This is a genomic window from Shivajiella indica (assembly GCF_042683085.1).
Taxonomy (GTDB): domain Bacteria; phylum Bacteroidota; class Bacteroidia; order Cytophagales; family Cyclobacteriaceae; genus Shivajiella; species Shivajiella indica.
In genome coordinates, this window is record NZ_JBHUIV010000016.1 from 505749 (window position 1) to 518199 (window position 12451).

Annotated in this window: 9 protein-coding genes; 3 read left to right on the forward strand and 6 right to left on the reverse strand. The window is 40.1% G+C overall.

Annotated features, from left to right (window positions below):
- Positions 1-323: 323 nt before the first annotated feature.
- The 3 genes from ACFSKV_RS11635 to ACFSKV_RS11645 all read left to right on the forward strand — a co-directional run bounded on the left by ACFSKV_RS11635 (position 324) and on the right by ACFSKV_RS11645 (position 6655).
- Positions 324-1541, forward strand: a complete 1218-nt coding sequence (locus ACFSKV_RS11635; protein ID WP_380802806.1) for a metallophosphoesterase family protein — start codon at positions 324-326, stop codon at positions 1539-1541.
- A 57-nt stretch (positions 1542-1598) separates the two neighbouring features.
- On the forward strand, positions 1599-4631 hold the full coding sequence (locus ACFSKV_RS11640; protein WP_380802807.1) for an AAA family ATPase: 3033 nt from the start codon (positions 1599-1601) through the stop codon (positions 4629-4631).
- A 449-nt stretch (positions 4632-5080) separates the two neighbouring features.
- Positions 5081-6655 carry a calcineurin-like phosphoesterase C-terminal domain-containing protein gene (locus ACFSKV_RS11645; RefSeq protein WP_380802808.1) on the forward strand — a complete coding sequence of 525 codons (1575 nt, stop codon included), beginning with the start codon at positions 5081-5083 and terminating at the stop codon, positions 6653-6655.
- Positions 6656-6784: 129 nt separating this feature from the next.
- Here ACFSKV_RS11645 and ACFSKV_RS11650 read toward each other — a convergent pair whose 3' ends face one another.
- The 6 genes from ACFSKV_RS11650 to ACFSKV_RS11675 form a co-directional block, all read right to left on the reverse strand.
- Complete coding sequence (locus tag ACFSKV_RS11650; protein ID WP_380802810.1) at positions 6785-7396, reverse strand: alpha/beta hydrolase; 612 nt, start codon at positions 7394-7396, stop codon at positions 6785-6787.
- The gene (locus tag ACFSKV_RS11655) at positions 7389-8339 is read right to left on the reverse strand and encodes a ring-cleaving dioxygenase (RefSeq protein ID WP_380802811.1); all 951 of its coding nucleotides are present in this window, start codon (positions 8337-8339) and stop codon (positions 7389-7391) included. Before ACFSKV_RS11655 ends, ACFSKV_RS11650 begins: the two co-directional genes overlap by 8 nt.
- Positions 8340-8447: 108 nt before the next feature.
- Complete coding sequence (locus tag ACFSKV_RS11660; protein ID WP_380803322.1) at positions 8448-8975, reverse strand: YceI family protein; 528 nt, start codon at positions 8973-8975, stop codon at positions 8448-8450.
- An 87-nt stretch (positions 8976-9062) separates the two neighbouring features.
- Complete coding sequence (locus ACFSKV_RS11665) at positions 9063-9512, reverse strand: MarR family winged helix-turn-helix transcriptional regulator (RefSeq protein ID WP_380802813.1); 450 nt, start codon at positions 9510-9512, stop codon at positions 9063-9065.
- A gap of 103 nt (positions 9513-9615) precedes the next feature.
- The gene (locus tag ACFSKV_RS11670) at positions 9616-10416 is read right to left on the reverse strand and encodes an alpha/beta fold hydrolase (RefSeq protein ID WP_380802815.1); all 801 of its coding nucleotides are present in this window, start codon (positions 10414-10416) and stop codon (positions 9616-9618) included.
- Positions 10417-10849: 433 nt separating this feature from the next.
- On the reverse strand, positions 10850-12445 hold the full coding sequence (locus tag ACFSKV_RS11675; RefSeq protein WP_380802817.1) for an amidohydrolase family protein: 1596 nt from the start codon (positions 12443-12445) through the stop codon (positions 10850-10852).
- Between the last annotated feature and the right edge of the window lie 6 nt (positions 12446-12451).

The window sequence follows — 12451 nt, forward strand, 5'->3', positions numbered from 1 at the left end:
CTATTTGATCGAAAAATATTTTCTAATATAAAAATAAATTGTTGATTTAAAAATAGTTAGGATAAAAATAACCAGTTCATACCTTAAGTAAGTTTAGGATTTTAAGGATTGGGCTTTGATTTAAATATTTAACTACTCTTCTTGAAATGGGAACCTACAGAGGATTTAATTTAATAAAATCACATTATTCTATCCTTAATTTCTTTACATCAATTATTAGGTAGATTAGTTTCCGAAGGGGTAAAACAAGAATTAAAAGTGTTTTTTATAAGTTCCTGCCATTCTAAGTGGCTTCTTGTTCAAAAGAATTCTATTTTTAAAAGATGAAAATACTCCATACAGCTGACTGGCACTTGGGTAAAAGATTACAGGAATACTCCAGATTGGAAGAACAACACAAAGTACTGCAGGAAATCATTGATATTGCAGACAAGGAACAGGTAGATCTGATATTACTGGCTGGGGATATTTTTGACAGCTTCAACCCTAATCACGAAGCAGTCGAGCTATTGTACAAAACTCTCAAAAGGCTTTCCAATAACGGCAAAAGGCCTATCATTGCCATTTCAGGAAATCATGATTCCACCCAATTTATAGAGGCTCCGGATCCTTTGGCAAGAGAAATGGGAATTTTCTTTTATAGCAAATACGACAGCCTGATCCCAACCGGATCACTCGACAATGGCATACAAATCCTGCAAAGCGAGGCGGGATTTGTGGAACTAAAAATTCCAAAACATGAGTTCCCTGTAAGAATTATTTTGGCACCCTATGCCAATGAACTCCTGCTCAAAACCTATTTAGGAGAGGGGGACCGGGAACAGGAATTTCGGCAACATATGGCTATAAGATGGGAATTGCTCGCCAACAAATATTGCAATAACAAGGGCGTAAACCTGTTTGTCGGGCATTTCTTTTTTGCCAAAGAGGGTGAATCACTCGAGGCTGAACCGGAGTCAGAAAGACCCATCCTCCATGTGGGGGGCACCCAGGCCCTATACACCCAAAACATCCCCTTTCAAATTCAATATGCGGCATTGGGCCACCTCCACCGCTACCATGCCGTAGCTAAAGAACCCTGTCCTATCGTCTATTCCTCCTCTCCTCTTGCCTACTCCTTTAGCGAAGCAGACCAAGAAAAGCAAGTAATACTCATTGAGGCAGTGCCAGGTAAAGCCGTCAATTATAGTCCCATAGCGCTCAAAAAAGGCAGGCCACTTTACCGAAAAACATTCCAAAATCTTGAAAGCGCTTTGGAATGGCTGGAGAATAATCCCTATTGCTTTGTGGAGCTGACCTATGTCACCGAACATGCCATCGATGCCTCCACCAGAAAGGCCCTTTTTAAGGCACATGACGGCATTGTCAACCTGATCCCCCAGATAAAAAATTCCCTTGGACAGGAAAACCTTAGCTTCAAAGTCGAAGACCTGGAAAAAGACATGCTCAGCCTTTTCAAGATGTATTACCAAAGTGAAAAAGGGCTGGAACCCAATACCGAACTGGTCGATCTCTTCAAAGAAATCATCAGTCAGGAATAAAAAAACCTACCAAGAGTTCGAATGCTTTGGAAGGTTTACTTAACAAAAATCAATAAAATGATCCCTATTAAACTCGAAATTGAAGGTTTATATTCGTACAAGGAAAAACAAGTCATCGACTTTGGCCAGCTTACTGCTGCTGGACTTTTCGGTATTTTTGGAGCTGTAGGCAGTGGCAAATCTTCTATTTTGGAAGCTATATTATTGGCACTTTATGGTAGTACCGAAAGACTTTCTGACCGGGGGGAAAAAAATAGCATGGTCAACCTTCAAAGCGAGGCCCTGTTGATCAGTTTTGAATTCCTTTCAGGTTTAAATAATTCCCAAACTTATTTAGCCCGTTATTCTGCAAAGAGGAATCCCAAAAACTTTGAGGATGTTAAACCTGCTGAGCATACTTTTTATAAAAAATACAATAGCCAATTAGAACCTATTTCTCAACGGGCAGAGGAAATTTTGGGCATGAAAAAAGAACATTTCAAGCAAACAGTAATCATTCCTCAGGGCAAATTCAGGGAATTTATAGACCTGACCCCAGGTCCAAGGGCGGAGATGATGAAGGAATTGTTTGGTTTGGAGCGATTCGATCTCGCGGCAAAGACGGGCTCGCTATTGAAGATTACCAGAGAAGAAAAAATCAGACTGGAAACCCAGTTGCTTGGTTTGGAGGATATCCACGATGAGCTTCTTAAAGAAAAAGAAACCTTGCTGAAGGCCAATCAAGAGAAAATCCTTCAGCAAAAAAATGCCCTTGACACCGCAGAAGCATTTTTCAAAAAGCAGGAATTGCTGCAGGAAAAAAACCAAATTTGGAAAAACTTCCAAAGCGAATGGGAAAGTCTTGAGGCAAAAAGACCGGAAATCGAGTCCAAGAAAAACCAGTGGAAAGACTTCCTCAAGGCTAAAACCTACCTGAAGCCAGTTTGGGAGCAGCTTCAAGGCCAATATGTAGATCAAGAAAAAAATAGGGTGAGCATCATCAATTGTAGCCGCTTCAGGGACTCCTACGCCAAAGAAATTCAGGAACATGAAAAAGAACTGAAAGAACTAAAGGAGAAAGCCGAGCAAAAATCGGCCCGCGAAGCCAAAATCCGTGACCTGCAAAAAGTCATTGAGGTAAAGGACCTTGAAATAAACCTTTCCCAATTGGAGCAGGCCATGGACAATCTACAGCCAGCCCTTGTTGCTAGAAAAATGGTCCTACAAAAGATCAGTTCGGACATACAATACCTTGAAAAAGCACTGGAAAGCAACGGTATAACCGATAGTGCCAAGCTTGCCGATTGGAAAAGTGCAGCCAAAGAATGGCTTCAGGTAGGCATTAATATAGACAAAAAAAAGGAAGATCAGGATGCACTAATAAAGGAAATCAGCCTTCTAGAAGAAAAAAAACATACGCTCCTGCAATATCTACCACAAGGACAGGGCAGCTTTGACAAGGCGATCGTTTTTGCCAAAAACCAACTCCTGCAACTGGAAAAGGAAAAAGATTTGTTGGGTAAAAAAGCAGGCCTTGCCACCCATGTGCATCTTTTGGAAGAAGGCAAAGCCTGTCCTTTGTGCGGTTCCTATTCGCACCCCTATCCAATGGAGGCGGAAAAAGAAAGTCAGGCCCTTTCCCTACTCCAGGAACAAATCCAAAACCTTAAGGAGCAGCTGGAACAGCTGCAAACCCAATCCCAGCAGCACAGGGAATACAGCCTTCATCTCAGTAACTTCAGGGGCCAAAAAGACAAATTGGCCGAGGAGTTGGAATACTTGGAAAACCAACTTCAGCAGCTCAAACAACAGCTGACCCTGCAAGGTATCCCCTCCCAAGAGGAGCTGGCCCAAAAAATCTCTGAGACCGAAACCGCTATCCGATATAAGGAGGAAAGTTTGGAAAAACTCAAGGGCTTAAGATCCCAATGGGAAAAAGAGAGGGGACTTATGGAAGAAGAGGAAAACCGCCTGAGAGCTGCCGAAATTGAAGTGGTCGGAGTTCGTAGCAAAATCCTATCCAAAAAAGAGGAAATCAAGGATCCTGAATTCAGTAAGGACTTTTATCCAAAGACCAAGGAAAGCATCCTGCAAGCCATAGAAAAGGTTGAATGGGATATCAAGGAAACTGCTTTCAAACTGGAAGGTAAACTTAAGGTGATCCAGGAAACCAAGAACAAACAAGCCACCAACCAGGCTAACCTTGAGAATTTCGAGAAAAACCTAAAAGAGAACCTAAGTAAAATCAAAGAATTGGAGGCCGATTTTGAAAATCTCAAACTGAAACATGAATTTTCGGACCATGAGGCTTTGATCTCTCTTTTCAACCATTCCCTAGATGCGGACAAGGTAGACGCCGAGATCCGTCAATTTGAAGACAGGAGACTTCTTGTGAAAAGCAAACTGCAAGAACTTGAAAGCGTAGAAGGCCTGACGACATTCAGTGAGGAGGCTTTTGTCAAGAGTAAGGAAACCTTGAAGGAAAGCCGGGAACACTTTGACCAAATCCAGAAATCCCAGGCACTTTTGGAACAGGAAATCAAGACCATTCAATCTAAATTGAAGGAAAAAAAAGGCTTAAAGGCACTATTTGCAAAAGTGGAAAACAGGGAGTCCCATCTCAAGGAATTGGAAAGGCTGTTTAAGGGCAGCGGCTTCGTAAAGTATGTTAGTGCAATTTACCTCAAGGAACTCTGCCATACTGCTAATAAACGCTTTATGAAGCTGACCAAAAATAGCCTCAGCTTGGACATAGACGACAACAATACTTTTTGGGTGATTGACTACCTGAACGGAGGCAAAAAACGCCTGCTCAAAACCCTTTCCGGTGGGCAGACCTTCCAGGCTTCTCTTTGCTTGGCTTTGGCTTTAGCCGAGAAAGTGAAATCACTGAACCAGGCAGACCAATCCTTCTTCTTTTTGGACGAGGGTTTTGGAGCCTTGGATAAAAATGCCCTTCGCGTAGTATTCGAAACACTCAAATCCCTGCAGCATGAAAACCGGATTGTAGGAATTATTTCCCATGTGGAAGAACTGCAACAGGAAATAGGGGTCTATGCAAAAGTAGAGCTGGACCCGGAAAAAGGAAGTCTGGTGGGGTATTCTTTTTGAGAGGGAGATGGGAGACGGGGAGTAGTGAGAAATTAATTTGAAGAGGTTTCAAAGTTTGGATAAATACATTGTTTAAATTAAAATTTTTAGATATTTAATTTAATATCAGTGGTTTGTGAAATAAAATAAAGCGGATTAGTGGTATAAAAAAATCAAACATTGGTGTTAGAACAAGTGGATACAGATTCATATTTAGAAATTAATGGATATTAATACGGCAATTATTCAAGTTTTCTTTGGTTCAAGTCTTCAGACCTACCTACCGCAGGCTTGGACCAGCACTTTGCAATCTTCAGACTGCCATACAATATGGTCCAAGACTAAGTCTTGGACCATCCTACCAACCAACCATTCCCAAAACCACTCTTCATCCTTAACCTTAGCATAACCTTTTCTAAACACAGCATTCCAGAAAATCCCTTAATTTTATCCGAAACTCACTAAATCGCATGAAAAAAATTAAGCTACTACTTATTGCCCTGATTTTTGCTAGCTCGGTATTTGCCCAGCAAAAAGTAAGCGGAATCGTTTATGAAGACCTTAATACCAACGGTAAAAAAGAAAGAAGGGAAAAAGGACTGCCCAATGTCTCAGTATCCAATGGCATTCAAGTAGTCCAAACCGATAAAAACGGAAAGTATGAGCTTCCCCTTGCTGAGGATCAAACCATCTTCCTCATCAAGCCGGCATCCCATGAACTGCCGACCGATGCCAACAACATCCCCCAATTTTACTATGTCTATAAGCCCAATGGTTCTCCTGCAAATCTAAAGTATCCCGGGGTTACACCCACAGGAAAACTACCCAAGTCAGTGGATTTTGGTCTATTACAAGGCAATGGAAACCAAAAGTTCACCGCTTTGATTTTTGGGGATCCTCAGCCCTATACTTTGGATGAGATAGGGTATTTCAAAAAAGGGATTGTTTCGGAAGTTGAAAATATACAGAACGTTGCTTTTGGGGCAGCATTGGGAGACTTGGTCGGAGACAGGCCTGATTTTTTCCCGCTCTATGCAGAGGCAGTAGGCAAAATTGGTGTACCATGGTTTCAGGTGATGGGTAACCATGACATGAACTTTGATGCAGAAAAAGATGAATATAGTGATGAATCTTTCACTGCCAACTTTGGCCCTGCTACTTATGCCTTTAATTATGGAGATGCTCATTTTGTGGTCCTGGAAGACATCCTCTATCCTGACCCAAGGGATGGACAGGGATATTGGGGGGGGCTTAGGCCTGATCAATTGCAGTTTTTGGAAAACAACCTCAAACTGGTTCCCAAGGACAAATTGATAGTTTTGTTGATGCATATTCCCTTGTTTGAAGAAAATGGAGATAGTTTCAGGGATGCCGACAGGGAAAAAATACTTGAATTGTTATCACCTTTTCCTAACACCTTGTCAATGTCAGCCCATACCCACTATATGAAGCAGACATTTTTTAGGAAAGAAGACGGATATAACCAGCCAAAACCCCACCACCACTACAATATCGGCACACCTTCGGGTGACTGGTACAGCGGAAAAATCCAGGCAGATGGCACCCCTGAATCCACCATGAGGGACGGTTCTCCAAAAGGTTATGTGTTTTTAGAAATCAATGGCAATGAGTACAGGACAAGATATAAAGCAGCAGGGAAATCCTCAGACTATCAGATTCAGATACATGCCCCGAAGATTTTGGTGGAAGGTGTAAGAACAACCTCAGCCATTATAGCCAATTTCTTTACCGGTTCCTCCAAAGATGAAGTAAGATATCGAATCAATAATGGAGAATGGAAAAAAATGGATGCCTTTGAAGGCAATGATCCCAGCTATTTGATTAAAGTTTTGGAATGGGATACCACTGAGGAATATATTCCAGGAAGAAGACCATCTAATCCCGCGCTTACAGATCACCTTTGGCGTGCTGCGATGCCTGGAAATCTTTCTGCGGGAGAATATGTCATTGAGATAGAGGCAACTGATATTTTTGGTTCAAAATTCACAGGCAAACACCCTTTCAAGGTAATCCCTAAACCATAAAATTTCAGTAATTGATCATTTTAATAAGAAAAGCCCGAAACTGATTTAGTTTCGGGCTTGATTATTCTCATCTTATTTTATCCTTCAAATTTAATGGATCTGGTTTTTTCTCACCCAAAACTAAAGTTATCACCCCAGCATATTTTTATTCACCCAATCCACCTCCTCCTGTCTGATTGTATGCTGGGTGTCCTGGAATATCATAGTTTTTACATCGGCACCCATCTTTTCAATTTGCTTGACAGACTCTTCTATTCTGGATAAAGGCACATGCATATCCCTATGACTTGAGCCGATAAATACCGGTGTACCCCGAAAATCTCCCTGGTATTTTGAGGGATTCAACTTTTCTCCTATCAATCCACCGGTAAATGCAATTATTCCTCCATATCTTTGCGCATATTGGGTTGTATATTCCAAAGACAAACAGGCTCCTTGTGAAAAGCCAATGAAATAAATCTGTTCGGACGAAAATCCCTTTTTGATCAGGTCTTTGACAATGCCATCAACTGTTTGCATGGACATTGAAAATGAAGGTTGATTGCTATCATCAGGAGCCATAAAGCTATAGGGATACCAAGTATTTCCAGGTGCTTGTGGCGCTATCAAGGCAAAATCCAACAAATTCAGGTGATCAGCTAAACCCAAAATACCTGAAGCTGTTGCTCCTCTACCATGAATCATAATGGCTACTTTTTGGGCTTGATCCAGGGCTTTTCCTTCATATATCATGTTAGGCATAAGCTTCCAAATTCAGTTGAACCTTTGCTAAATTAGACTCAATTTTTTCCCTATTGGGTTCTGCCCAATTTGGTAATTTTAACAATTCTCCTAAATGTGCTTCATCTTCATCAATTGCAAACCCTGGTTCATCTGTAGCTATTTCGAACAGAACACCTCCTGGTTCACGGAAATAGATGGACTTGAAGTAATTTCTATCTTTCACTTCCGTAACATGGTAACCATTCTCGATTAAAATCCGTTGGATTTCCAATTGTGTGGATTCATTATCCGTTCTAAAGGCAATATGGTGTACAGTTCCGGCACTTTGAATTCCCTGCCGTCCTTGTTTATCCAAAACAATATCAATGATATCGCCTGGCTCTCCTTTTGTACCAAACCTAAATCTTCCATCCTCCTCAGCGATGAATTTGTAGTCCATAAACTGGGTAAGCAATTTTTCTGTCAGTTCTTTAGCTTTTAGATTTAGGGTAGCACCGTAAAAACCTCTTATGGCAAATTCAGAAGGAATATTTCCATAAGTCCAACCTTTTCTGCTGTCGTTGTCGTTGGCAATCAATTCTATCCCCATGCCATCATGATCTTCAAATCGGATCAATTTTTCACCAAACCTAGTAAGGGGAGTTGAAGTGGGAATGTTAAATTTTTTCAATCTATCCATCCAAAAACTTAAAGAAGCAGTTGGTATTGAGAAGGCAGTATAAGTAAGTTCCCCTGTTCCTTTGGTTCCTTTTCTTGCACCATCAAATGGGAAAGTAGTAAACACCGTTCCAGGTGTACCTAATTCATCTCCAAAATAAAAATGATAGACATCAGGTGCATCAAAATTGATGGTCTTTTTGACCATTCTCAACCCAAGTATGCCCGTGTAAAAATCCAAGTTCTTCTGCGGATTACCGGCTATGGCTGTAATATGATGAATACCAGTGATAAGGGGTTTCATTATTTTTTTGATTTAAGTTAAAATTATAAAATAATTACTGGATTAAGTTATTGGTTATCAGACAATTTACACTTCTAACAACCAATAACTTTCAACTATTAACTATTTTTATTGCTTTACAAGCTGAATTCCAAGGATAATCCTTACTTGGTCACTTACAACTACACTTCCAGCTTCAGTTACAGCATTCCACATCAAACCAAATTCTTTTCTACTGATTTTTCCTTCGATTTCAAAACCCGCTTTGGTGTTTCCATATGGATCCTCGACAACGCCTCCGAAATCAACATCCAATTCAATAGTTTTTGTGTTATCTTTAATAGTCAGGTCACCAACCAATTTATCACCATTCAAAACTCCTGAAAAGGTCATTTTAGGGAATTTTTCGGCATCAAAGAAATCGGCAGATTTCAAGTGGTTGTCTCTATCTTTTTGATTGGTATCAATACTGTTGATAACAGCTGAGAAAGATACTTTCGCACCGTTGAAATCATCAGATTCTGTTTCAGCTGACGCTTCAAAAGACTTGAAATAACCTGTTACTGTGGAAATTACCAAGTGTTTAACTTTGAAAGAAACTTCAGAGTGTGTTGGGTCAATACCCCATTTTGTTGTTGTTGCTGTTGCAGTGTTCATAATTTTGTTTGCTTTATTAATTGATTTAGTTTTTATTAAATTATATATATACATTAATTGTCTATACATCAAATTGTTTAAAATTTTTTACCCTCTAAGTTTATCCAGAAGCATATTAAAATGATCTACTTCATTTTCGGAAAGTTGTACCAACTGTCTGTTGAGGTTATAAATCTCTTCCTCAAGCTGACTTAAAACTTTCATTCCTTTATCCGTAATGACAATATCAACTTGTCTACGGTCAGTCGGACACTCCTCTCTGACTACCATACCCTTTTGTTTCAATTTTTCCACCAACCTGGATGCATTTGACATTTTATTTAACATCCTTTCCTGAATGGATGAAACGGTAATTGGATTGCCATTTTGCCCTCTTAGAATTCTTAACACGTTGTATTGTTCTGGGGAAAGACCAAAAGGTTTGAAAAGGCTACTTTGTTTAGAAACTATAAAGCTTTGCGTGTAAAGTAAGTTAACGATCGCTTTATTGTAAGGATCTTTAAACTCCTTCTGCTTTATGGCCTCTTCAATCCGCATGTATCTTTTGTTTAAGTATTTAATGTATATACATGCAAAAGTACTAAAAAGTTTCAAATGATTGCTTTTTTTTAATTTTTTTTTTAACAAACCTTAAAATAGTCTAAAATTGCTTCATCCAATCTCCGATAAGCTTATTGATTTCATCCGGCTTTTCAATGCAACTGCTATGCCCTGCACCGGGAACCATGTGTAACTTAGCATTAGGAATAGACATTTGAATAAATTTTGCTTTTTCAGGCTTTGTAGCCACATCCTCATCTCCTACAACCACCATGGTAGGGCATTGAATATTTCTGATCTCCTCCTCTACTCCTTTTCTATAAATTACTGCTTCTACAGATTTGGTTATGGTTTTTTTATTTGATCTTAATTCCTTTTCCCATTTTTGGTAAGCCTCCTTATTTTTTGGATTCTCGAGCCAGCTTTGTGCAAACATTATTTTCATCACCTGTTTTGACACAGTTGGTATTATTCCCAGCCATTTTACCACACCATTTAAAAATTTATATTTTGGAAGGTTTTCAACAGGCTCTGGATTGGCCGAGGTCTCAAGCAATATCAGACTTTTGATTTTTTCAGGATACCTCGCGGCAAGCCGCATACCAACAAATCCTCCCATTGATAGGCCCACAAAATGCACCGGTTTGCAAGCTACTTTTTCAATTATTTCTAACGCATCTTGAGCAAGCAAATCCATATCAATAGGTCCATCAGGAATCTCAGATTGTCCCTGACCTCTATGGTCATATGCGATAATTGTATACTTTTTCTTTAAAAATTGGATTTGGTCCATAAACATCTTATGGCTCCACAATAGTCCATGTGCAAAAACCAGTGTTTCCGGACCTTCCCCTTCCTTTATATAAAAGATTTTGGTATGGTTAAGTTGAATATTTGGCATAGTTGTTTTTTTCGATACACCTATTTATTGATTCTGTTTATTTTTACACTTCAACCAATTAGAGATTAACAAGTTTATAATCAATTCACCCTTCTCAGGTTTTGCCACCATTTTCTTGTCACGCCCTGATTTTTCTTGACATAAAAACGTTATAATCTTCTAACTTCAACCCAGCCTGTCTCCATGAAGGACCTTCTGGGTTAAAATCCCATCCAACGATTTTCTCCCTCACCACAAAGTTTCACATTGGTGAAATACCACTTTGTGAATTCAATCCCACCAGGATTTAGCTCCTCTTTATGGTTTAATCTCTCACTTAAAGGTAGACAAGCTCGCTCCTCATCTCAAGGTTAAGAATGGATTCAAGTCCAACCTCCGCCTTTCGAAATCCAAGTTTCTCTTGTTTCTTGTTTCTAAAACCACCTAACTTTAATCACCAATCCAATCCAGGCTGTTTCAATTTTCTGGACTCTTCCCTAGCTTTGTGTTGTTCTACTATGGTACGAACATCTTGCAGGAGTTGTTTGGCATCATATACAATCCCATCTTTCACTGTATATTTTACACCTCCTACCCTTACAGGCTCATTATCCTCCCCAATCCTTATAGCTCCTGTTCCATAGAGCACTTTAAGGTTTTGAAGAGGATTCTCTTCCAGTATGACAAAATCAGCCAATTTCCCCACTTCAACAGTACCGATTTCTTTGTCCATACCTAATGCCTCAGCTGCGTGCATGGTAGAAGCCCTAATTACTTCCAAAGGATGGAATCCTGCCTCTCTCAACAGTTCCATTTCACGGATGTAAGCAAATCCATATAATTGATATATAAATCCTGAATCAGAACCAGTTGTCACTCTCCCCCCCCTGTTTTTGTATTCATTAACAAAAGTCATCCATATCCTGTAATTTTCTTTCCATTGTAACTCCTCCTCTGTGGTCCAATCAAACCAATAGGAACCATGGGATTCCCTACTTGGTTTATAAAATCTCCATAAGGAGGGCAAAGTATATTCTTCGTGCCACTCCGCCCTTCTGGCACGCATCAGATCCCTATTGGCTTCATAAATATTGAAAGTAGGGTTAATGGTAAAGTCCAGGTCCAATAATTCCTGCATCACTTTATTCCAATGATCTGAATAAGGCGGTGCCGCCTGCTTCCACAATTTCCCTGCCTCTGCAAATCTATGCTGTTCATTTTGATAGTTGTAATCCAAACGATAATCCTGAATGGTTCTATCTTCAAATAATGCCTCGGGAAGGCCATACCAGTGTTCCATGGTGGTCAAACCGGCTCTTGCTGAATGTAGCACATTCCATCTGGCCACATCCATTTGGGCATGGTGCATGGCTGACCTGAGACCAATTCTTTTATTTTCTTCCAAAGCGGCCTGCATGACTTCAGGTTTGGCTCCAAAAAACTTGACTCCATCCCCTCCTCTCCTTGCATTTTCATTGACCCATGCTTTTGCTTCTTCTGCGTTGGTTATGGGTCTGGTTGCTCCTTGACCAAAAACAGTATATGCCAGCAATCTAGGAGCCGTTATAGTATTGGCAGCAGACTTACGTTTGTGGTCCAGGACCCAATCCAATCCATTACCTGCAGAAGGATCCCTTACTGTGGTGATCCCATGGGACATCCAAAGTTTGAAAACATATTCTGCAGGAGTCCCCTGACCTGAACCTCCGATATGTCCGTGCATATCTATGAATCCGGGTAGAAGATAATGCCCATCCAGCTCCATAACTTTGTCATTGGGGCCTGCTTTAGGTCTTCTTTCATCTTTAATTGGAACACCTGGATAACCCACCACATTAACTTCAATTATTTTATTTTTTTCCACTACTATATCCACTGGTCCAATAGGTGGTGCTCCTGTACCATCAATCAGGGTAACACCCCTGATAATCAGTTTATCATAGGGTCCTTCTCCTTCTTTCCTATCAGGAGAAGGCATTACTTGGGAGAATGCACTATAAGGAAAAACCAAAAGGCCAAACAACAATAGCCGGAATAGATTATTTTTCATTTGTCA